General features: G+C 53.1%; 20 protein-coding genes. 16 read left to right on the forward strand and 4 right to left on the reverse strand.

Annotation, left to right across the window (positions count from 1 at the left end; translation table 11 throughout):
- Positions 1–36: 36 nt before the first annotated feature.
- The 6 genes from KI367_RS22715 to KI367_RS22740 all read left to right on the forward strand — a co-directional run bounded on the left by KI367_RS22715 (position 37) and on the right by KI367_RS22740 (position 4,911).
- Complete coding sequence (locus KI367_RS22715; protein WP_212952261.1) at positions 37–597, forward strand: sigma-70 family RNA polymerase sigma factor; 561 nt, start codon at positions 37–39, stop codon at positions 595–597.
- Positions 566–1,633 (forward strand): DUF4179 domain-containing protein, encoded by a 1,068-nt coding sequence (locus KI367_RS22720; protein ID WP_212952262.1) that lies wholly within the window; start codon positions 566–568, stop codon positions 1,631–1,633. Before KI367_RS22715 ends, KI367_RS22720 begins: the two co-directional genes overlap by 32 nt.
- Before the next feature lie 152 nt (positions 1,634–1,785).
- On the forward strand, positions 1,786–2,727 hold the full coding sequence (locus KI367_RS22725; protein WP_212952263.1) for a DUF5643 domain-containing protein: 942 nt from the start codon (positions 1,786–1,788) through the stop codon (positions 2,725–2,727).
- A gap of 204 nt (positions 2,728–2,931) precedes the next feature.
- On the forward strand, positions 2,932–3,468 hold the full coding sequence (locus tag KI367_RS22730; protein ID WP_212952280.1) for a sigma-70 family RNA polymerase sigma factor: 537 nt from the start codon (positions 2,932–2,934) through the stop codon (positions 3,466–3,468).
- Positions 3,455–4,657, forward strand: a complete 1,203-nt coding sequence (locus KI367_RS22735) for a DUF4179 domain-containing protein (protein ID WP_212952264.1) — start codon at positions 3,455–3,457, stop codon at positions 4,655–4,657. Before KI367_RS22730 ends, KI367_RS22735 begins: the two co-directional genes overlap by 14 nt.
- A 113-nt stretch (positions 4,658–4,770) precedes the next feature.
- On the forward strand, positions 4,771–4,911 hold the full coding sequence (locus KI367_RS22740; RefSeq protein ID WP_197069941.1) for a hypothetical protein: 141 nt from the start codon (positions 4,771–4,773) through the stop codon (positions 4,909–4,911).
- A 123-nt stretch (positions 4,912–5,034) separates the two neighbouring features.
- Here the strand turns inward: KI367_RS22740 and KI367_RS22745 are convergent, their stop codons facing one another.
- Complete coding sequence (locus KI367_RS22745; protein WP_036708852.1) at positions 5,035–5,583, reverse strand: cysteine hydrolase family protein; 549 nt, start codon at positions 5,581–5,583, stop codon at positions 5,035–5,037.
- 73 nt (positions 5,584–5,656) lie between these two features.
- Positions 5,657–6,031 carry a winged helix-turn-helix transcriptional regulator gene (locus KI367_RS22750; protein ID WP_212952265.1) on the reverse strand — a complete coding sequence of 125 codons (375 nt, stop codon included), beginning with the start codon at positions 6,029–6,031 and terminating at the stop codon, positions 5,657–5,659.
- 245 nt (positions 6,032–6,276) lie between these two features.
- Here KI367_RS22750 and KI367_RS22755 point away from each other — a divergent pair, with 245 nt between their 5' ends.
- The 5 genes from KI367_RS22755 to KI367_RS22775 all read left to right on the forward strand — a co-directional run bounded on the left by KI367_RS22755 (position 6,277) and on the right by KI367_RS22775 (position 12,895).
- Complete coding sequence (locus KI367_RS22755) at positions 6,277–8,076, forward strand: sensor histidine kinase (protein ID WP_036708855.1); 1,800 nt, start codon at positions 6,277–6,279, stop codon at positions 8,074–8,076.
- 17 nt (positions 8,077–8,093) lie between these two features.
- Entirely contained in the window at positions 8,094–9,425 is a 1,332-nt protein-coding gene (locus KI367_RS22760) for a response regulator transcription factor (RefSeq protein WP_212952266.1), read from the forward strand.
- A gap of 107 nt (positions 9,426–9,532) precedes the next feature.
- Positions 9,533–10,456, forward strand: a complete 924-nt coding sequence (locus KI367_RS22765) for a carbohydrate ABC transporter permease (RefSeq protein ID WP_246537206.1) — start codon at positions 9,533–9,535, stop codon at positions 10,454–10,456.
- The gene (locus tag KI367_RS22770; RefSeq protein ID WP_212952267.1) at positions 10,453–11,328 is read left to right on the forward strand and encodes a carbohydrate ABC transporter permease; all 876 of its coding nucleotides are present in this window, start codon (positions 10,453–10,455) and stop codon (positions 11,326–11,328) included. The genes KI367_RS22765 and KI367_RS22770 overlap by 4 nt, the downstream gene beginning before the upstream one ends.
- A gap of 118 nt (positions 11,329–11,446) precedes the next feature.
- Positions 11,447–12,895 (forward strand): ABC transporter substrate-binding protein, encoded by a 1,449-nt coding sequence (locus KI367_RS22775; protein WP_212952268.1) that lies wholly within the window; start codon positions 11,447–11,449, stop codon positions 12,893–12,895.
- A 237-nt stretch (positions 12,896–13,132) separates the two neighbouring features.
- Here KI367_RS22775 and KI367_RS22780 read toward each other — a convergent pair whose 3' ends face one another.
- Together KI367_RS22780 and KI367_RS22785 are read right to left on the reverse strand one after the other, a co-directional pair.
- Positions 13,133–16,024, reverse strand: a complete 2,892-nt coding sequence (locus KI367_RS22780) for a carbohydrate-binding protein (protein WP_212952269.1) — start codon at positions 16,022–16,024, stop codon at positions 13,133–13,135.
- 402 nt (positions 16,025–16,426) lie between these two features.
- Positions 16,427–17,458 (reverse strand): LacI family DNA-binding transcriptional regulator, encoded by a 1,032-nt coding sequence (locus KI367_RS22785; RefSeq protein ID WP_212952270.1) that lies wholly within the window; start codon positions 17,456–17,458, stop codon positions 16,427–16,429.
- A gap of 260 nt (positions 17,459–17,718) precedes the next feature.
- Between KI367_RS22785 and KI367_RS22790 the strand changes: the two genes are divergently transcribed.
- Genes KI367_RS22790 through KI367_RS22810 form a run of 5 tightly spaced genes read left to right on the forward strand, consistent with a single transcriptional unit; the run spans position 17,719 to position 23,065 of the window.
- Positions 17,719–18,999, forward strand: a complete 1,281-nt coding sequence (locus KI367_RS22790) for an ABC transporter substrate-binding protein (protein ID WP_246537208.1) — start codon at positions 17,719–17,721, stop codon at positions 18,997–18,999.
- Positions 19,000–19,057: 58 nt separating this feature from the next.
- Positions 19,058–19,951, forward strand: coding sequence for a carbohydrate ABC transporter permease (locus tag KI367_RS22795; protein WP_246537210.1), 894 nt, complete (start codon positions 19,058–19,060; stop codon positions 19,949–19,951).
- A gap of 17 nt (positions 19,952–19,968) precedes the next feature.
- Positions 19,969–20,793, forward strand: a complete 825-nt coding sequence (locus KI367_RS22800; RefSeq protein ID WP_212952272.1) for a carbohydrate ABC transporter permease — start codon at positions 19,969–19,971, stop codon at positions 20,791–20,793.
- A gap of 20 nt (positions 20,794–20,813) precedes the next feature.
- Positions 20,814–22,115 carry an alpha-galactosidase gene (gene melA / locus KI367_RS22805; protein WP_212952273.1) on the forward strand — a complete coding sequence of 434 codons (1,302 nt, stop codon included), beginning with the start codon at positions 20,814–20,816 and terminating at the stop codon, positions 22,113–22,115.
- Positions 22,112–23,065 (forward strand): carbohydrate kinase family protein, encoded by a 954-nt coding sequence (locus KI367_RS22810; protein WP_212952274.1) that lies wholly within the window; start codon positions 22,112–22,114, stop codon positions 23,063–23,065. Before melA ends, KI367_RS22810 begins: the two co-directional genes overlap by 4 nt.
- Positions 23,066–23,140: the final 75 nt, after the last annotated feature.

Here is a 23,140-nt window from a genome sequence, read left to right on the forward strand (position 1 = left end):
ACGATAGGGTGAATACGGTCAAAGGAGCAGAGAAAAGTGAACGTAAAACAAGAAGTAAAAAAAGCGAGGAAGGGGGACCATGAAGCATTCATCCGGCTTGTGGTTGACATCAAAATGAAGATGTACGGGCTGGCTTTCTCGATTCTCCGCAGCGACGAGGATTGCGCCGACGCCATGCAGGAGACGATCCTGAAAGCGTACAAATCGCTTCATACGCTGAAAAAAGCGGAGTCTTTCCATACCTGGATCTGCAGAATACTGATCAATGAATGCCACCAGGTATTGAGAAACAAGAAACGGCTGGTCCCCGTGGACAATATGGAAGACATGGAACAATTAAAGCCCGCATCCGATTATGATTCGCTGGATATCCGGGATGCCGTCGAACAACTGGACGAGCCGCTGCAGACCGTCATCCAGCTGTTTTATTTTCGGGATATGCCTCTGTTGTCCGTCGCCGAATTGCTGGGCATAACGGAAAATGCGGTCAAAGGGCGCTTGTTCAGGGCACGCCGGAGGCTGCTTCAAATATTGGGCGATACGCCGGAGAGGAAGGCAAAAAAGCATGGATCTGAACGATATCGAGATGAAGCTTAAGGACAGTCGGGTGCCGATCCCGGACGAACTGCCGCACATTGTCGGCGAACGCATGGCTGCGGCGTTTGAGGAATTGCCGTCTTTAACCGTAAAGCGCAGGAACAAGTGGTTATACGTTTGCGGTTCGGCAGCCGCTGCTTTTGCGGTGTGCCTCGCTTTGCTGGGTTCGGCGTTCGTTTCGCCGGCTATGGCCAAATCGCTGAAAGGGATTCCCTTTATCCAGGATTTATTCCAATTGACTCACCAGATCGGTTTGCAAACCGCCGACGAAAAAGGCATGATGGACGAGCTGAATGCCAGCGTGACGCATCACGGGGTGACGCTTCGGATTCCGAAACTGGTCTATTCCGGGTCAAATATTTATTTCGTATTGGAACAGGATACCGACGACCATCTGTTCACCAATCGTGATTTCAGCGTCAATGGCATGGTCAACGGGGAAGTCGTCGATATGACCGTAAGACAAGGGACGATGAAGAATTGGGGGCGTACAGGCACCCCTTCGGCCTCAATAGTGACGATCAGCCATCAGGAATTCAGCTCTAAGGACCATACCCCTTACCGATTCCCGGACGAATTTACGTTAAACCTGAAAATCACTTTGGCGGGGATGGAGAAGGATCCGTTCATGTTCGACATTCCCGTCAAGAAAAACGAAACGGCGACCAAAATCGTAACCTCGAACGATCCGCCGAAGGAATGGAAACAATTCAAAATTTCGCTGGGGAAAATCGAACTCACGCCGGTGATGACCAAACTGACGATTAATGAAGATTATGCGAAGCAAGATCTGACTAAGCGGAGAGAGAGACTGCGATACGTCCTTGAGGATCAGGACGGCAATCAGTTGGATTCCTCCGGCAGCGGATATGGAGGCGGCATTCCCGGCACGACCATGGTGGCGATGCACATGGATATGGACCCTTTCGAACGGATGCCCAAACGACTCAAAATCAAGCCGTACCTCATTTCGCATGAAACGCGAAAAAAGATGTTCATTCCGGAGCTGGAGATGACGGTGACGGTCGACGAATAACGAAGCTTGGATTCGACAAAAGCCTTAAGATCGTATGGGGAAGCTTAACGAGGGGAGGAATCGTTCCTGCCGTATAACAATTCCGGTACCCGGTCCATCTAATCCTATAGAGGGCCCTCGAACGATACTGAAATGTTTAGGAGGAACTATACATGAAGTCGATATATAAAGTGATGAGCGCCGCCGTCTTGGCCAGCTGCTTATTGGGAGGAGCCGCATGGGGGACAGCTTACGCAGCCCAGGCTCAGGCAACCAAATCCGTTTCCGGCACCGTGACCCAGCAAGACATTTCCCTGCGCATCTCCAAGGCGACATACGACGGCAACGTCGTTCAGCTGGAAGTCGAACGTAACGGAAAGGGCCTCGTCGGAGGCATGACCGACTGGAAATGGGATGATCAAAAACAAGAAAGCGTTCAGGAAAAAGGAGCGATTACATCCCTGGAACTCTTTATTAACGGCATCTCCGCCAATGCGTACGGCGGGTCCAAGCTATGGGAGCGCCCCAACGTTACTTGGCAAGCGGGTTCCAGCCCGGACAAAGCGCTCATCACGATGGCCGATGCGACTTATCTCGGAGATAAAGCCAGCCTGAAGGTTTTGCCGGACAACTTCAAACTCACGGCGAAGATTACGCTGAAAGGCGTCAACAAGCCGTATACGCTGAACGTTCCCGTACAAAAAAATGCAGGCACGGTGAAGAAGCTGAATCCGAACATCACGAAAAAATCGGGTAAAACCTCCATCACATTCAAAAAGGCAAACGTGACTTCGCATTCCGCGAGACTGCAGCTGATCGTTACGGGGGTGGACGCGAACACGACGATGCTGTACGATTTTTTTGACGATCAAGGCCGGAAAATCGAGCAGTTATCGGGCGGAAGAGGCACCGACGAAAACGGGGCCAAAGGGGTCATGTACCACGACATTTTCCTGGATATGCAGGGGAAAAACATCAAGTCCATTACGATTAAGCCGGCCAAACCCGTCTTTGAGGAACCGGGCGCCACATCCGGCGCATTCAAGGTAGATGACCAAGGCGAAGTGGTGATGGAATACTTGAAAGATCTCGAAATGACTGCCAAGATAAAATAGAAGCAGCAGCATAAAAGGCTTATCCTACACTTTTTTTAGGGTTCAATGAATTTTGGAAACATCGCGGTCCCTTTCCGGCAGGCACCTGTTCGCCGGGAAGGGATTCTTCGTTCTGCCGCAATTTTTTCCATATAACATTTCGCGCCTCCGGACCATCTAATCCATAGAGGGCCTTTAAAAGGAGATGAAAGCAACGTGATAACCATGGCACTTGAAGTCAAGAAGGCGCAGAAGGGAGACCTGGATGCGTTCGTCCGCATCATGCGCGATCTGGAGCCCCGGCTGTACAGCTTGGCTAAGTCCATTCTGAGAAGAGACGAAGACTGCGCGGATGCGATGCAGGAGGCAACGCTGAAAGCCTATAAATCGCTGTCGACATTAAGAAAACCTGAATATTTCAAGACATGGATGATCCGGATTCTCATCAACGAATGCAATCAATTGCTGCGAAACAGGCAGCGGACCGTGGTGATGGACGAGCTTCCGGAAGCGAAAACCTCGGAGGCTTATTATGGCAGCTATCAGAAGGTGGATCTTCAGGAGGCGGTGAGCCGGTTGGACGAGTCGCTCCGAATCGTCATTCACCTGTTTTATTATCAGGATCTTCCGATTAAGCATATTTCAGAAATTCTCGGCATTTCGAACGGTGCCGTCCGGGCGCGCCTGCACCGGGCAAGGGGCATTTTGGCGGATCAAATGAAAAACGGAAAGGAGGGGGATTTATCGTATGAGCCTGTTTGATTTGGAACGTGAACTGACGCAATCCGGCAAGAAGCAAATCGCCGCGGAGGTTCCGGAGCTGATACGCCGCAAGCAGGATGAAATCTACGCCGCTTTGGCCGAAATGGAAGGGGGCGCCCGGCCGGGAAGAGACCGTCAACGAAAGAAAGCCGGCAAAATCGCTGCAGCGGCGTCGGCTGCCGCCTTGATCGCGGTTCTGGGAAGCGGCTTCGTTTCTCCGGCGATGGCTCAAACGATGAAACAGATCCCTGTCGTCGGTGGCATTTTTAAGCTTGCGGACGAATTGGGACTGCGGACGGCGGAAGAACAGGGGCTTGTATCGAATCCCGAGGCCTACGACGAACATGACGGAACGGTTCTTAAAATACGCGAGGTCGTATTCGACGGCACGCTTCTGTCGTTTTCCCTTCAACGGGAGGGCGGAGATTTTCACGGAGGAATATCCGATTATAAAGAAGTTCGTTCGGGCGGCGAATCAAAAATCGTCTACGAAAAGGGAGCGATCAAAGATGCCGAAATGTTCGTGGACGGCGTTGCGATGAAAAGTTTTCCGGGAGCGTACCGTCCGGATTTGACATGGGAACCGTCGGCCGATGACGACGCGGTGTTGTTCCATGTCTTTAACAACAGCAACGGCTCGGTCCCGAATTCCACGCATTTGCCGGACGAGTTTTCGCTCACATTGAAGATTACCTTAGAAGGCTTCAAGGATCCTTTCGTGATCACGCTCCCGGTCCATAAACAGGCGGATCGCGTGACCGTTACATCCGGTGAACAGAAAACGTGGAACGGGCTATCCATGACGGTCAAAGAATTGGAATTCTCGCCGGTTTCAACGATCCTGAGGCTGGAAGTCCATGCCGACCATGAATGGACCGATGCCGAGAAGGGCAACCTGCTTTTTGAGGTGGTCGGAAGCAACGGCGAAAAGGGAAATCAAATCGGCGGCAAAGGGATTTATCCGGACCGAAAGACGGTAGCGTTCGATATCGTGCTGGATCGCTTCAAGGAAGCGCCCGAATCCGTCACCATCAAGCCGTTTATGCCCGTCTTTGCCAATCCGGACGCGGCCTTTGGCGGGTATGCGCTGGACGAGAACGGGGAGATTCGGAAACATTTCATGCAGGAATTGAACATGACGGTTCCCGTCAGCCGGTCGCGCATCGACCAATTGTATCGCCTTCAATGACCTGCCGCCGTGTTTAGGGAAGGATAGGTTAAATCGGTCTATCGGATCGTGAGATCAAGATCGGGGTATGAAAACAAGGTCAGGCGCTCATGTTATGTATGGAGGTGAACGTTATGACTGGAAGAAACAACAAACCGAAGAATGACGGACCTGCCTCTTCCCCTGGACGGCTGGATCAATTCGGCGAGAAGCTGGCGGAAGATCAAGGAAAGAACCCGATGAACCCGGGGAAAAACGGCGGAAAGAGCTGCTGAGTTTATTGGTTGAAAAGAAGCCGAGAGCAGGGATTTGCTCCAGGCTTCTTTTTTATGGTTCCGTGTTCAAAAGCATATCTGCCGCGCAGTAACGCGACAAAAGGAGCCTCTTATCTTGTATGCCTAAATCATGTCGCGAAGGCTGCTTGTGGGGATGACTTGAGCAAACGTACCCTGCAGCGATGCCATAAAAACATCATGGACGGTTTGGGCCGGAATCACGGTACCGTTCCATTCCAAGTCCCTGGTGGCACACGCATCGTCCAGCAGCACCACTTCATATCCCAAGCGGCTTGCGCTTCGAACCGTCGAATCGATGCATATGTGGCTCATCATGCCGCAAATGACCAACCGCTTTGCTTGGATCGATTCAAGATGCGCTTGCAATTCGGTTTGAAAAAAGCTGTCCGGCGTATGTTTGACGATCACTTTTTCGTCGGATCGAGGTTTTACGCCTTCATGAATGTGGATTCCTTCGGTGCCGGGGAGGAAAAACGCGGCCTGCTCATCCAGAAGAATGCACTGAATATGAATGATGGGCAGGTTTTTTTCCCGGAACAGCGCCAATGCTTCTTGGGCATGGGTTAACGCCTGATCGGGATGGTATAACTCGTTTCGGCCTCCTTTGAAATAATCGTTCTGAATGTCTACCGATATAAATGCAGTATTCATGGTACATGGCTCCTTTGCTCGTAGAAAAGTTGGTTTCTACACGCATTATAGTACCGGTATGACGTACGGTGAATTACCCACTTTTTTGTGGGTATGGAATGCCTTTGCGGTCGAGAAGTTCGGTTTGCCCCATCTCCACCATGTAATCAATGCCTATTTCCTGCATGATCAGCACCGCGTCCAGCAGCCTTTTTCCGCGCTCGGTAAGGTAATATTCGACATGCAGCGGATAACCCTCCGTTTTGATTTTATCGACGATTCCGGAAGACCTGAGTTCTCTTAAATGCTGCAGCAGCATCTTTTGGGTGATCTGGTCGATATCCCTCTCCAGTTGGGCCAAGGACATACTCCCGTCTTTTAATTGATAAATGATCATGGTTTTCCATTTGCCCTTTATAATGTCATGTACAACCTCTAAAGGGCAGGTACATTGCTCTCGGATAATCATTGGACTCACCTCTATACCATCATATCAAAAACAGGAAAATTCTTCATTTGTTCGTTTTCTCCGCTTTTTTCGTCCGCCGCTTGTTTTTACCATAAAAAAACTGGCAAGCATCCCAAAATGATTTACACTAGAGTTACATTTTCTGACAAACGCCGCGTATGTGGAAATGCCCATGATGATCGTAGAAATGCACATACTGGCCCGATTTTAGAACTGTTATATTGAAAGGGCGGAGGTGTTGGCCGATGAAGCTGCGGAACCCGTTAACGAAAATGAACGTCAAGCAGCAGATGATCCTGCTGTTTCTGGTGCTCGTCATTCCGCTTTTTATCCTGAACAGTTACGGCAACGGCAAGGCGGGGCAAGTGTTGAAACGCCACGTGACCAATGCGTACATCGAGTTGAACAAGCAAAACTTCAAGCTCATCAGCCGGGATATCGAAACGATCAACAAGGTGACGTCTACCGTGCTGCAAAATGCGATGATTCAGCAGCTCAGCACGGCCGGGGACGAAACGATTCTGACCCGGGTGAAAAATTACGAAAAAATCGAGGTCATGCTCAATACCTATTCGCAGGAGACCGATGAGCGGGAGCCGCTCTATTATTCGCTGTACGTGTACGATCCGGATAACGCTTATTTTTTCGCCCCTTATTACCCGGAATCGAAAAAGTCGGGGCTGTATTTCTTTTCGAGCGAGAAGGAAAAGCCGGAATGGTTCGACGAAGCCGTCTCCCGCAAAGGGAACGGTTATTTGAGGCTGACGGACCATCTTTCGCCTCCCGTGAAGGGACAGAAGGATCAGCAGACGCTTCTTTACGTGCGGGCGATCAACAACATCTACAAAGGCGGGACGATCGGCGTGCTGGCGGTGTCCAACGTCGATGCCCGGATCGGCGAATCCTTGAAAACGGTGTCACTGCCGGAAGGCGAGATTTATTTCACGGATTGGAACAACCATATTTTGACGACGACGGAACAAGGGAGAACGGGCGTGCTCGACCTGCCGCCGGAGCTTGACCCCGGCAATTCCGCCATTGGCGTCAAGGACGTGATCACGAAGGATTTCATCTACGTGGCGGATTACAATTACGTGCTTCAGCAGAAGCTGATCTACAAAGTGCCCGTCAAAGCCCTGCTTCAGCAGCAGAACGAAATCAAGCGGGTCATTCTGGTCATTTCGATTGCTTATTTTATCGTCGGCCTGATCATCATTTTGTATTTCTGGCGGTCGCTGATGACGCCGCTGCAAAAGCTGGTGTTTTTCGTCCGCAGGTACGAACCCGGCCAGATCGTGCCGCAGACCCCGCTGCGCAAACGAAACGACGAGGTCAGCGTGCTGATCTCCACGATCTATGACATGGCGCGAAGGCTGAACGATCTTATCCATTATCAATACGCGATGGACCTGAAGCAGAAGGAATTCCAGCTTTCGCTTTTATACCAGCAGATCAACCCGCATTTGCTGTACAACACCCTGGAGAGCATTTATTGGAAAAGCATGATGGAAGGGAACACGACTTCCGCCGAAATGATCAAGGATTTGTCCAAGCTGATGAAAATCAGCCTCAGCCGCGGACGGGAGCTGATTACGCTGGAAGAGGAACTCGAGCATGCCACGGCTTACATCAAGCTGCAGCAGAACCGGTACGATTATGCTTTCCGCGTCGAAATGGACGTTCCGGAGCATTTGTATTCCGTCCACATTCCGAAAATCACGCTCCAGCCCCTGATCGAAAACGCGATTATTCATGGCATTAAAAATATGGGCGAAGACGGAGAAATCCGGATTGCCGCCGAAGAGCGCCGGGGCGTGCTGTACATCCGCATTTCGGACAACGGCTTCAAACCCGTGGATTACGAAACGATCCGCAAAGTGCTCGGCGACGATTCGCCGAATCCCGCGAAAGGGTACGGCATCCGCAACATTCACCAGCGCCTGCAGCTGCATTTCGGGCCCGAATACGGACTGGCTTACGAGGCGCGGGAAGGCGGAGGCACGACGGTCACCGTATCGCTGCAGATCACGAGGCAAGAGGACTAAAAGGAGGCACTAAAGCGATGTACAACATTTTGGTCGTGGATGACGAACCGCTGATTTGCAAAGGGCTGGCCGGGCTTTTGAACGCTTCGGGCCTTGGCATCGGCAAAATCATGACGGCGGCGAGCGGGGAAGAAGCGCTGGACTACATTCGCATGGAGGATATCGATCTGCTCATCACGGATATCCAAATGGGAGAAATGAGCGGGATCGAGCTGATGCACCAAGCCAAAATCGTCAAACCATGGGTGCAGACGATCATCATTTCCGCGCACGAGACGTTTCAGTATGCGCAGATGGCCATCCGCCTGGGGGCCCGCGATTATTTGATCAAGCCGCTGAACAGCGAGCAGTTTCTCGACTCGGTGCGCAGCGTGCTGCTCAAGATGGATAAGCCGCTGCCGCGCACGGAAGAGGTGCTGTCGGGCGGCCAAGGGTATTTTCGCATGGAGGAACCGCCGCCGGAGGTTAACGAGCCGCTGAACCGTCTGCTCGCGGAAACCGTCGAACATCCGGATGAGCCGTATCCGGAGCAGCCGTATTACGAAAACATCGGGATAACCGGACCGTATTTCGCCGTCATCAAGGTGAAGCTTGCCTTGAACGGGGCGGACGGGGAAAGGCCGTTTCCGGAAAGGGACATTCCGCTCATGCAGTACGCTTCGCTGAACATTATCCAGGAGCTGCTGGATCGGGAGCTGGATGCGCGGGTGTTTTATGCGCCCGACCGCAGCATCAATATTTTGGCGCAATGGAGCGAGGAGGCGTACGCGGAGCAGCATGCGAACCGGATCAGCCAGCTGGAGATGATCGGCCGGAGCATGCACCATCATATCGGCAAATATTTGAAAATGGACTGCACGGTCGGCATCAGCCAGATCCTGAAAGGGCTGCAGTTCGTCCACGTACTCAGCCGCCAGGCCGACAAGGCGATGCTTTGGGCCCGGGAGCACGGCGATTACCACGTTTTTTATTACGGCGATTTCAGCTGGCATAACTATGCCCGCGACCCGAACCCCGACGAGCTTTCCACGCAGAGCAACCGCATCGTGGATCAGGCCAAAGCCTACATCGAAGAGAATTACTGCCAAAAGGGGCTTACGATCCAAGAGGTCGCAAGGCGCAACCATGTCAGCCCGAACTATTTGAGCTATTTATTCAAAAAAATGACCGGCTTCAACCTGTGGGAATACGTGGTGAAGCTGCGGATGGAGGAAAGCCGGTCGCTGCTGCTGCACACCGATCTGCGCCGCTACGAAATCGCCGAGCGGGTCGGCTACGAATCGCCGGAGCACTTCAGCAAAATTTTCAAAAAGTACTACGGCGTCAGCCCGAGCGACCTGAAGAAATAGAAGAAGTAAGATCAACCATAATTCACATAGAACTAGACATGTTCCGAGGCGGCTCCCTTTCCTACAATGAACGTAAGCTGGAAATCAACAAGGAATGAGGGAGAACCATGGGGGAGCCAGGTTTGGTGAGGCAGCCGGCCAGCGAGAGCCAATCGTCCAAAAGAAGAGGCGTTTTTAAAAAGCACTTTTGGGGATACATGTTTTTGCTGCCGGCTGTCGTGATTTTTATTTTGTTTTTATGGGTGCCGATCGCCAAAGGGGCATTGTACAGCTTTTACGAGATCGATTTCGTCAATGGCAACACCTTTGTCGGCTTGGACAACTACGTCCGGGTGTTCCATGATCCTGACGTATGGACGGCGATCAAAAATACGCTGTACTACATGCTGTTGACGGTCATTATCGGATTTTGGGTGCCGATCGTCGCTTCCATCGCGATTTCGGAGCTGCGCCGTTTCCAAGGCTTCGCGCGCATCGCCGCCTATTTGCCGTTCGTCGTGCCCGGCGTCGTGCTGTACGGCATGTGGAGATGGATGTACGATCCGGTCGGGCCGATCAACGGGCTTTTGAGCTCGCTCGGCGTCGATCCGGTGTCGTTCATTTCGGACAGCCGCTGGTCGATGGTCGCGATCGTGTTCATGGAGACGTGGCAGCAGTTCGGGTCGGCGATGCTGATTTACCTGGCCGGTGTCCTGAGCATCCCGAGGGACTGGTACGAAGCGGCCGAGATCGACGGCGCCGGCGTATGGAGCCGGATTCGGCACATCACGCTTCCTTCGATGCGCAGCCTGATCATCCTGATGTTCATTTTGCAGGTGATCGGCACGTCCCAGGCTTACCAGTCGCAGCTTGCCTTGCTGGACGGCGGACCGAACAACGCGACGCTGACGTATGCGCTGCTCATCGTCAAATACGCCTTTACGCGGCTGGACTACGGCACGGCGACGGCGCTCGGCATGCTGATGTTCATCGTGCTCAGCCTGGTGGGCCTGCTTCAATACAAGCTCAACAAGGAGGAGTATGAAAGATGAGCAAGCAGCCTGAACGCGGCATCCTGTCGGATTCCGACCTGAAAAAGCCGTTGAACCGGGTCGTGTACGGCCTCATGGTGTTCGGCATCCTCGTCATGATCGTGACGATGCTGTATCCGATTTTGATGACGATGTTCAACGGCCTGAAAACGAATCAGGAAGTCAACACGTTTCCGCCGCATTTTTTCCCGGAGACGTGGAACTGGAGCAACTTCAAGGAAGGCTGGGAATACATCGATCTGCCGATGTTCCTGAAAAACACGCTGTTTGTGTTCGTCGGCAACCTGGTGATGACGATTTTCGTGCTCGGCCTTGCATCCTTCAGCATTTCGCGCCTGAAGGTGCCTTATCACCGGGCGATCTACTTTTTTATTTTGATGACGTTGTTTATTCCGGCTTCGAGTTACATGATTCCGAACTTCGTCAACCTGAAGGACCTCGGGCTGCTTAACACCTTCTGGGCGTTCTGGCTTCCGGCGGGGGCAAGCGCGTATTATTTCCTGCTGATGAAAAATTTTTTTGACGGCATCCATCCGGAGATCTTCGAGGCCGCGCGCATCGACGGAGCTTCGGAGATCAACAGCTACATCCGCATTGCGGTCCCGCTGTCCGTGCCGATTTTTGCGACGCTGGCGATCTTTATTTTTTCGGGCGCCTGGAACGATTGGTTCTGGCCGTCCCTGGTGCTGCACAGCGAAGAGAAATACACCTTGGCGACGGCGATCTACAAATACGTCATCAACGCGCGCAGCATGGACAACAGCATCAAATTCGCGATCCTGTTCATGGTCATGGTGCCGCCGATTTTCGTGTTCCTCGTGTTCCAGCGGTTCATTATGCGGAGCGTCAGCCTGTCCGCGGTGAAGGGATAAAATCCGGCAACATCGTAGGCCTGCACACGAAGGGCATATGATTGCACATCGTTAGAACGAATCATCTCTTTTATGATAAAAGGGCAAGTATAACTTTGAAACGAAAAGGGGAGTTTCCATGCGCAAGTTTTCCATGTTGCTGCTCAGCCTGATGCTGTCGGCCGCCATGCTGGCAGCCTGCAGCGGCAATAAAACGGCGGAAGAAAACAAAACCGGTACCGGTTCCCAGGGCACGGGCGAAACGGGGAGCAAAACCGAAGAGCCGGCCAAAACGGACGACATCTCGCAGAAAAAGATCACGATCAAGATCCACTATCCGCTGCCGGACCAGAAGGAAGCCAGAGCCCAGGAAGACGATAAAATCAAACGGTTTACGGAGAAATATCCGAACGTGACGATCGTCAAGGACGACTGGCAGTACAACGTGAACGAAATCGGCATCAAAATGGCTTCGAACGAGGCGCCGACGTTCTACAACACCTTCGCGACGGAAGCCCAAATGCTCGTCGAGCACGGCTGGGTGGCGGATATCAGCGATCTCTACAACAGCTGGGAATACAAGGACGAGATGAACCCGCTCCTGCAAAACCAGTTTATCGTGGACGGCAAAGTGTACGGCATCACGCAAAACGGTTACGTGACCTCCACCGTCATCAACAAAGGCCTTTTGGATGCCAAGCAGGTTCCATTGCCGGACATGGACTGGACGTGGGATGACATGTACAACACCGCCAAAGGCGCCACGGACGCCAAGAAGGGCATTTCGGGCATCGCGCCGATGGGCAAAGGCAACGAGGCCGGCTGGAACTGGACCAATTTCCTGTTTGAAGCCGGGGGCGAAATCCAAAACATCGAAGGCGAAAAATATACGGCGGCCTTCAACTCCGACGCCGGCGTCAAAGCGCTCGACTTCTACAAAAAGCTGAGATGGGAAGCGAACGCGATTCCGCAGGACTGGGCGCTAGGCTGGAGCGATGCGATTAACGCGTTCCAGCAGGGACGGACGGCCATGGTCATCGCCGGCGCATACGACATCATCGACTCTGCCCTGAATCAAGGCGGCATCAAGCCTGAAAACGTCATTGCCTATCCGATGCCGGCCTACGAAAAAGGCGGTAAACATATCGGCATCTTGGGAGGCAACTACTTGGTCATCAACCCGAACGCAACGAAAGAAGAACAGGAAATGGCCTTCCGTTATATCACGTTCGATTACTTCACGGACAAAGGCCTCGAAGCCCTCGACGCCAATATTCAGGAGCGCAAGGGCAAGAACAAATATTACGTGCCTGCTCCGCTGAACTACTTCAGCGACAACTCCGAATACGCGAAAAAGGTCAATGCCATCTACGCCAAATACGACAACGTCTACCATTACGACGAAAAAATGCTGAGCCTCATCGACGGCAAACCTGAGGCGCAGTACGGAACGCAGGACTATTACGGCGCCATGTCCAACGTCGTGCAGGAGTCCTTCTCGAAGAAAGGAACGGATTCGAAAGCGCAGCTGGACGCAGCGGCCAAACTCGTGCAGACGAAGTTTTTCGACCAGATCAAAGCGCAATAATCGATAACGCGATGAAAAAAGAGGTTCCACCGGGTCAAACACGGGCCGGTGGAACCTCTTTTTGGCATTCGGAATGCCGGGGCACTGTTAGAGAGCGCGCTTAAGAAGCACGGATGAACAACAGAAACGGAGGACGGCCGCGGTTAGGATTCCGCCTCCAGTCCTCCGTAACAATTGTTTTTTATTTAGGGGCTTCGGCGTGAAGGGACAATCTTCATCCCGCCGAAACCCGCGCGATCACCAGTTGTTGCCCGACGCCCGGATCACATGGAAATTCGGGCTTTTGTCTTCGCCGTAAATGGCTTTGATTCCGGGATTGTTCACTTTAACGTTGGTGAAGCTCGCCGTGCCGACGACCGGTCCTTGCCCGTCCTCCGCTTTGGCTACGAGCTTGATCCCGTAGCGGGTCGGTTGATTGATGTTGATGTTTTCCAGGCGAACGTTTTCCATCGGCAGATTTTCCGGAGATTTGGATTGGAACATGAGCCCAAAGTACACCGGTTGATTGATATCGACGTTTTTCACGAGAATGTTCTTGAAGCTCCGGTCGCCGCCATGGAACCAAATGGCTCCGAAGTTTTGATAATCATTGATTTTATCGTCGGCTCCGACGCTGGTCCAGAAATCCCCGCCCGTGCGATCCAGCGTGACGCCGTCGATGACGGTGTCCTGATCGCCGAAACCTAACGTGTTGTATCCGAAGCTTAGGCTGCTGATCGTGACGCCCGGGTAAGTCAGAGTGTCCGCCCCGTACAAATTCTGGAACAGGTTGCCTTGGCCGCCATACACGGCAAAAGCGGCGGCACGTCTGACGTTGGTGGCGGTAAGATTCGTGTACTTGTTGCCTACGTTGTAGGAGCCGCCCGCATCGATCGCGCTGAACAAGGCAAACGAATCGTCGCCGGTGCCGCGGGCATAGTTGTTGTCGATGACGTTGTAGGACGAACCGTTCGTCATGTTGATCCCGTCCGCAAACATGTTCTTGATCCGGTTGTTTTTGAACGTGTTGTGGGAGGAGTTCACGCCCCAATAGAGGCAGACGAAGTGCTCCGCCCAAACGTTCTCGATGGTGACGTTTTTCATGCCGTTTCCGTCGATGAATTTGCCCGGGCCGTCCTGCCGGTAGACATAGTTGCCCCAAGCGGATAAGTTTTTGATGGTTGAACCGTTGGCTTCCGATCCGATATTAAATCCGACATCGGTATTCGTTTGGTTTTGGGGAGCCATAAGCTTGGTATGCCATGGTCCGGCCCCGATGATTTCGGTCGCCCGGCCGTACAAATGGATTTTGGATGGAATCGTCCATTCGCCGGCAGGAATAAAGATTCCTTTTTTGGTGGGATCTTGCCTGAACTCGTTCAGCGCTTGCTCAATCGATTTGGTGTTCGACACCTGGACGTATTTGCTCGGATCCGGATTCGAAGCCGGCGGGGCGACGTTTTCCGTTTCGATCATATCCACGTAAATCCACGGCACGTCACCTGCGTCTTTTTGAATCTTGATTTTGGTTCCTTTCGGATAGACTTGGTCCAGCATGAGTTGGGCATCTTCATACAGCCAGTAAGCTTTGGAGCCCGAGTTGTCGTATCCCAGCCGTCCAAGCGTGGTTGGCGTAGCATATACGTACGAGTACTTGGAGGAGACGTTAAAGTTGCCTTTATCCACGCCGTCAACGTAAACGCTGATCGTTCCGCTGGTGTTTTCCGCTACGGCATTGCGAAGCACAAAGGCGTTAGCCGGCGAGGTAAGGGTAAACTCTACGTATTCCCCGTTGGCATCGAGATAAACGGCCGAACGCCCGGAAGCTTCGCCCGCAAAATCGCCCGGGGTAAAGTTGGGAGCGAGTCTCGTCCCGTTCGTCTTGTTGGAGGAAGACTCGGCTTCAAGGATGGTGAAAGGCATGTTGGCGCCTCGGCCGGTGTGGTTGTCTCCCGAACCGAACCTGGTGACGGCGTTGCTTGGCGCGGAGGAATTGCCGGCGGCGTCTTTGGCGATGACGTAGTAGGCAACGGTTGCGTTTGCGGGTTGATTGTCCGTATAGGCGAGCGTCGATCCGCTTACGCTGCCGCGAAGCTGACCGTTCGCGAAGATGTCGTAACCGGTGACGCCCACGTTATCCGTTGACGCGTTCCAGGTGAGTTGGATGGTGTCTGCGGCGGGCTCAGTGAAGGTTAAATTTGTCGGGGCGGCAGGAGGTTCATGATCTCCGTCATCCGATGCGAAACGGATCCAGTTGATATTAAAATCATAGCCGCTGGCATAAATGCGGAGCGTTTGCGGTCCTGCGCTTAGCGTCACGTATGCGGTGACGGTTTGCCAATTTTGCCATCCGCCGGTGTTGGGCACCTTCGTGGAGGCAAGCGTCGTCGAGCCGGATTGAAGCTGAAGCTCGCCGGTGGAGACATTGCTGGCCACCCGATACTCTACGGCGTACGTGCCGGCAGTCTGCACGTCGACATCGTAATCCAGCCAGTCGCCGACATGAATCCATCCGACGTTCAGGCCGCCGCCCGCATCCGTCGTCGGTTCGGTTTGGATGCCGTTCATGGCGCTGTAGTTTTCCGCTTCGATTTTGCCTGGAATGGCCCAGGTTTCGCTAGCGGAAGTGCCATAAATTTCGACTTCCGAAAACTGTGCGGCCGGCCAGCCGGTATTGGCGGTGACGTTGATCCGGACAAAACGCGCATTGGCGGCGGGGATGTCGATCGTTACCGCATTGGAGGCATTCGGATCGAAAAGATAAGCAGCGGGTGCTTTCATCTCCGAGAAGTTGGTTCCGTCCGTGCTTCCTTGAACGGACAACGTCTGCGACCGGCTCTCCCATCCGGACGGCAGCTTCAATACGACTTGGTTGATCGAGGATTCTTTGCCGAGGTCGACCTGAACCCATTGCGGAAAGGCATTGTTGGTGCTTTCCCAATAGGTGCCCTGATTGCCGTCCGTGACATTGGACGCAACATATACGTCGGCATAACCCGACACCGTCGCAGGTTTGCCGGCGGCCAAATTTTGCGGTCCGGCGGCTTCGGCAGGACGAGGGGGTTCAGCAGCGATCAGGAACGTTCCTAATAACATGGTCAGGATGCAAACGCAGGCAATGATTCGTTTTTTGCTTCTCACGTTTTTCATTCTCCCTTACAATAGTTTTTTTCGAGCGGCTCTTAGTCCCTGTTGTGCCATTCTCGCGCTCCCGAAATGGAAGAAAAATTCCTTTTATGCAAATGTAAGCGCTGCCTTAAACCGGGGGACACCTCCTTTTTTTTCATGATAATCAAGTACTGCATTATGATCATAAGGCAGTCTTTGCTTCGAATTGAAGTCGCATTTCTATCGACATTGTGTGCGGTATTATGAAATGCGGGCTGCTCCCAGATTAAGCGCAAGGCCCTCAATCCCGCCTGATCGCGGGGTTGAGGGCCTTGTTGTCCGCATCGGACGTGATTGAAGTTTCTCGTCCTGGACCATTTCACCGGTCCGTTCCCAGGGCTGCACCCGTCCGCCGTCCACCGTTTCGTAGTGGGTTATTCCGGCTTAGTGCTGCCTCGGTACGCGCCAATCGCTTGACTGCCGGAACATCGGTTCAAACGGCAGCAAAATTTTGACAGGCAGCGGATACGGGGAGTGAATGCATTGGAGCATCGTTTTTGCCGCAACGACCCCGAGCTCGAATGCCGGGATGTGGATGGTCGACAGCGGCGGCACCGTGTACCGCGACGGTTCGTTATCGTCAAAGCCGACAACGGCGAAGTCCTGCGGGATCCGGTAGCCCTTCTCCGATATGGCTCGCATCGCGGCCATGGCCATAATGTCGCTGGCTGCGAACACGGCCGTCGGCAGCTGCCCGGGCGGCTGTTCAAGGAATTTCAGCATCAGCCGGTAAGCATTGTCGGGCTCCCACTCGGCATTCAGGACATGCTGCCTTTGGACGGCGAGACCGGCCTGCTCCAGCGCGGTTTTGTAGCCGCGGTAACGCTTTTCCCGCTCAAAGTTGCCGGAAAGGCCGGTGCCGCCGATGAAAATGATATCGCGGTGGCCTTGGTCGATCAGATGCGCAACGGCCATGCGTGCAGCTTCGACCCGGTCGTAGGAGATCGTCGGGATGCTCGGGTCGGACACGTCGATGCCGACGATCTGTTTGACGTGCTTTTTCATATGGTTGTACATTTTTCCGTCGAGGCCTTCGATCAAAATGATTCCCTCGATCTGCGGATCGTCCGTCACTTCCCGCATAATTTCCGGCCGCTTCAGCTCCTCTTGCGTATGGGTAAAGGCGAGCTTATAGCCGTTTCTGGCCAATTCCTTGTCGATGCCTTCGCATATCACCGAAAAGTAGGGATGGTAATGGCGGTCCTGCATCGTCGATACGATGCAGCCGATTCCCTTGACCGTCGGAGACGGATCTTGTGAGGTCGGCTTGACGGGGTAGCCAAGGTCCCGTGCGGCATCCCAAATTTTTTGCTTGGTTTGGCTGTTGACCGAGCGGTTGGATTCGTTGGCCAGCACGCGGGAGACGGTGGAGATGGAGACGCCGACGCGTTCGGCTATATCTTTTAATGTGGGCATAACGTATAACCTGCCTTTTTTCGTTATGTCAGTCATGTTATTGCTTCTATTTTTGCGGCAAAATCCCACATTCTATGTTAAGTAAAAAGAGATACGAGGTCAACTGCATTTAGCGCAAATACAGAAAAAACACGCAAAAAATTTGCCGCAAAAAGTGAAAATTAAACCATTGACGTAATCCGATGAATGCGCTATATTTTCCATATGGATTGAGGCTCATTGCCATAGGTATTTGAATAAAGGTTGAAAGGAGGAGGAATGTGCGATCTTCTAGAATTGCGGCAATTTTATTATGTTTTTGCATGTATTTTGCAATATCGGGGTGCTCGGCAGGAGCGGGGTCGAACTCAAGCGTTGACGGCAAGGTAAAGCTGGTTTTCTGGGCGCATCAGGAAGACGCTTTCGTTGCGGCTTATGAGAAGCAGATCGAAGCCTACCAAAACGAGCACCCCAACGTCGAAATCAAATTTCAAACATTTCCTTACGAAATTTACAACCAGAAATTAAAAGCCTCTTTTTCGGCGAGGACCCCTCCCGACATTGCTGAAATGTTCGGTACATGGGTGCCGGAATATTCCCGTCACGGCGCGCTTGCCGAGCTTCCGGACGGGGAAACGCTGAGCAAGGAGTATTACCCGGCGCCTGTCGGCGGCTATATGCTGAACGGCAAACTGTACGGGCTGCCGATGGAGTACAACATCGAAAACGGCGGCATGCTCATTCACCCGCAGATGTTGAAGGAGAAGGGAATCGACCGCCCGCCGGCCACATGGGACGAACTCGTCGATGCCGCGAAGAAGCTGACCGTGCGGGACGGCAAAGGCATAAAAGTAAAGGGCTTCGATTTCGTATCCACCGATAACATCACCTTTTCGTTTCTTTCGCTCATTTTGCAGCAGAAGGGCCATTTCTGGGGCGAAAACGAGCACGTGAATTTCCAGACCCCCGAAGCGGTCAAAGCGATGGCGGCGCTTAAGGCGCTCGTCGCCGACGATAAAGTGGCGGATTTGACGACCTTTGGCAGCCAGCTGGATATCTCGGATTATTTTTTTCAAGGCAATTCCGCCATGACCTACCGCGGACCTTGGACGATCGCAGCGGGGCTGGATAACTACCAGGTGAAGGATTTCGATTATGTGCCCGTGCCCTCGTTCACCTCGGAGAAACCATTTTTTGCGGCGGAATCCGGTTGGGGAACCGTCGTCGCCCAGAAGAGCAGGGCGAAAGCGGAAGCGCTCGATTTCATTCAATTCATGGCGCAGAAGGATCGTCTGAAAGCATGGAATCTCGACACTTTTACCGTTCCGGCCAAGAAGGAAGTTGCGGCTGACCCGGAATTCGTCAAGGAAAACCCATATATGAAAACACCGCTCTCCGTCCTTCAGTACGGACAATGGATCGGTCCGATCGCGGACCGCGATTATTTCTTCAAGCAGGTGAATGATCATTTTCAACTGATCGCAGCGGGGAAAGAGAGCGTGGAAGACGGTCTCAAAACGATGGAGAGAGCGATAAACGATAGTCAGGACAACCATAAATGATCGGAGTGTCTGGATAATGAACGAAGCGACCGTAATAAGCGATAACAAGCGGGCAGGAATGCGAAAGAAGCCTGGCCGTTACCGCAACGAGCGGCGATTTGTATTCGCTTTCTTAACGCCTGTGCTGCTGTTGTTCGGCCTGTTTGCCTTCCTTCCCATTGCGTGGAGCCTGATTTTGTCCTTGTTTCAATACAACCCGATGAGCGATCATGCCCGCTACGTCGGCGCGGCGAATTATTTGCGCATGTTTACGGACGGGGTTGTCCTTAAATCGCTGTGGGTCACGTTCAAATTCGTCTTCTTTACGGTGATTTCCAATCTCGTCATTACGCTAGCGATCGCGACGGCGATTCAGCGGGTGCGGGTACGCTGGCTTAAGGATTTGTTCCGCACCGTGTTTTTCCTCCCGACCATTGCTCCGCTTGCCGGAACGGCCATCGTCTGGAGCACGATGTTCAATTACCAGAACGGCTTGTTCAACATGATCCTCGGCGAGCTTCACATCGCGCCCGTACAATGGCTGAGCGATCCGCATTACGCGTTGCTGTCGGTCATCATGATGACGTTGTGGGCCGATATCGGATACAACATCGTCCTGTTCATGGCGGGCCTTGATTCGATTCCGGAAATGTACTATGAAGCCGCCATTTTGGACGGGGCGAACCGATGGCATTTATTCCGCCATGTGACGCTGCCGTTGTTAAGCAGATCGACGCTGTTCGTTACGATTACAACCGTTATTTCTTATTTTCAAGCATTTCCGCAGTTCCAAATCATGACCAAGGGCGAGCCTTTCAACGAAACGAGGGTACTTGCGCTGCAAATTTACGACCAGGCCTTTTCCAATTCGAATATGGGCTATGCGTCGGCTTTGGCCACCTTGTTCCTCGTGATTATATTAATCGTCACTGTGCTGCAATTGAGATTGGGCCGTACGCAGTGGGAATATTGAAAGGAGTCTGAAAACGTATGCGTCGCAAAAATGTCTGGCTTGATACTGCCGTCACGGCCTTGCTCGCGGTAGCAGCCTGTGTCATGCTGGTCCCCTATCTGTGGATGGTGCTTTCGTCGTTCAAGAGCAACATGGACATCATTTCGGGCTCAGGCGGCTTTTGGCCCAAGCATCCCAGCCTGGACGGCTATCGTACGGTGTTTGCGGACGCTCCCTTCGGCCTCTGGCTCTTGAACAGCGCCGTCACTTCGGTCATCATCACGGCCGCCACCCTGTTCACCAGCGCGCTTGCCGGATACGTATTCGCCAAACATCAGTTTCGCGGCAAACGGATTTGGTTTCTGCTGATCCTGGCTACGATGATGATTCCGTTCCAGGTCATCATGATTCCGACGTATTTGATTACGGCCAAGCTGGGGCTCGTCAACAATCTGGCCGCGATCGTTTTGCCGAATCTTGTCAGCTCTTACGGCGTGTTTCTGGCAAAGCAGTTTATCGAGGAGATTCCGAACGACTTGCTCGAGGCTGCGAGAATCGATGGGGCAGGCGAACTGAAGCTGATGGTCCGCATCATCGCGCCGCTAATTTTTCCGATGTTGTCCGCACTGGGGATCTTTACGTTCATGAATGCATGGAACAACTACTTATGGCCGCTCATCGTGCTGAACGATACCGAAAAAATGACGGTTCCGCTTGCGCTGGTCTATTTTAACGGCACCCACGTCGTCAATTACAATGTCGTCATGTCGGCGGCCGTCTTAATCACGATTCCCGTCATCGTCGTGTTCCTGATTTTCCAAAAGCAGTTCGTTAAAGGTTTGACGATGACCGGCATGAAATAAACAAAATGGAGAGAGAACTTATGACAAAAATAACGATTATCGGCGCAGGCAGCGCTTTTACGCAAGAGATTGCCGTGGATATTTTGAACATCGAAGGCGTGGAGGGCGGTACGATCGCGCTTGTCGACATCGATGCGGACCGGCTGGAAATTGCCCGGAAGCTCGTTCTCAAAATCATCGAAATGACCGGGAAACGATGGGACGTCATCGCCTCCGTCGACCGCAGAGAGGTGATCTCCGGATCCCGTTTTGTCATCAATCAGATCGAAGTCGGCGGACTGCAGACCGTTCGGTATGAATACGAAATTCCGTTGAAATACGGCGTGAATCAATGCATCGGCGATACGCTGGGCCCCGGCGGTTTGTTCAAAACGCTGCGAACGCTGCCGAGCTGGATGGACATCGTGCGGGATATCGAGGAGTTGTGCCCGGATTGTATCATTTTGAACTATACCAACCCGATGTCTGCCGTTACGCTGCTCACTTCCCGGATCACCGAGATCCCGGTCGTCGGCTTGTGCCACTCGATCCAGAATACATCGCGACAGCTTGCCAAATACGCCGGTGTTCCTTACGAAGAGATGCAGTGGAGAGCCGGGGGCATCAACCATATGTCCTGGTTCGTGGAGCTGACGCATCAAGGCAAAGATTTATATCCGGTGCTTCGCGAAAAAATCAAGGACCCCGATCTGCTGAAAAAAGATCCCGTGCGTTTTGACGCGATGAAGTACTTGGGGGCATTCGTCTCGGAATCAAGCGGACATTTCTCCGAATATATTCCGTATTACCGCAAACGGCAGGATTTGATCGACCAGCATTGCAGTTCCGGTTATAATGGAGCGACCGGTTTTTATGCCAATAACTGGCCGATCTGGCGCAAGGAAAACGACGAGCAGATCTTGCAGAAGCTTGAAGGAAAGCTTCCGATCAGCCTGGAATCCAGCAATGAATATGCGGCGATCATCATCGAAGCGATGCTGAAGAACGAACCGAAAGTGATTTACGGCAACGTGCCGAACGAGGGGCTTATTCATAATTTGCCGCAAAACGGCGTCGTCGAGGTGGCATGCATGATCGACCGGAACGGCATAAACCCTTGCCGGTTCGGCGAGCTGCCGGAGCATTTGGCCGCGCTTTGCCGCTCCAATATGGCATTCTTCGAGCTGGCCGTCGGCGCCGTGCTTGAAAACGATAAAGAAATGGCGCGGCATGCGCTTATGGTGGATCCGTTATCGGCCGCCGTATGTTCCCTTGAAGAAATCAGCGACATGTTCGAAGAACTGTACGAAGCGGAGCGGGATTTCATCCCGGATTTGCGATGAGCGGAGCGGGAAATGGGGGGACCGCCCCTACTGTCGTCATCGTCGGTGAATTGAACGTGGATGTCATCGTTACGGGCAGCGACGTTATACCGGAATGGAACCGGGAGAAAATCGTCGACGGCTTTCGGGTCGTCCTCGGTTCTTCCTCGGCCATCACCGCCTGCGCTCTTGCCAGCCTCGGGGCGGACGTCAGGTTCGTCAGCGTCGTTGGCGACGACGATTTCGGGACGTTCTGCGTTTCGGAATTAAAGCGGATGGGAGTGGATACGGAACATGTCGTCCGTTTGCCCGGCGTGCAAACGGGCGTGACGATGTCCTTTTCGACGCCGTCGGACCGCGGCCTGCTTACTTACCCGGGAAGCATCCCGCTGGTCGGGCCGGATCACATCCCGGAGTCGCTCCTGAAGGAAGCAAACCACCTTCACTTCGGTTCCTATTATCTGCAGGACGCCATGAGGCCGCATTGGCCGCAACTGTTTCAGCGGGCGCAGCGCCGCGGCGTCAGCACTTCGTTCGACACGGGGTGGGACGTAAGGAATGCATGGGATCGGGAAGGAATATGCGCGTTGTTGGCCCATACCGATTTGTTTATTCCGAGCGAGGAAGAGATTCTGCATATTTTCGAGGCAGCGTCTCTCGGCCAAGCGTTCGCGAAAATCCCTCCGACTACAGGCCGCATTGCCGTTAAGCAAGGGTCCAAAGGAGCTTCGCTGCGCGAACCGGACGGTTCGGTGATCCTTGCGGAGCCATACCGCGTGTCGCCCGTCGATACGACGGGGGCGGGGGATTGCTTTAATGCCGGCATCATTTACGGATACTTGCATGGAAAAACGGCCAAACCGCTGCTCCGATATGCCAATGCGTGCGGCGCTTTGTCGACGCTCAGCGTGGGCGGCACCGGCTGCTTGCCGACGGCGGAGGGCGTCGCCCGTTTGCAGGAGGAAGGATAGTGTGCAGCTTTTATGATGCACTAATTTCGGTTTCATGGATATGAAATGAACTGCAGCCGATATAAAAAAGGAGCG

Origin of the sequence: Paenibacillus cookii, assembly GCF_018333375.1 — a bacterium.
Taxonomy (GTDB): Bacteria; Bacillota; Bacilli; order Paenibacillales; family Paenibacillaceae; genus Paenibacillus_AQ; species Paenibacillus_AQ cookii.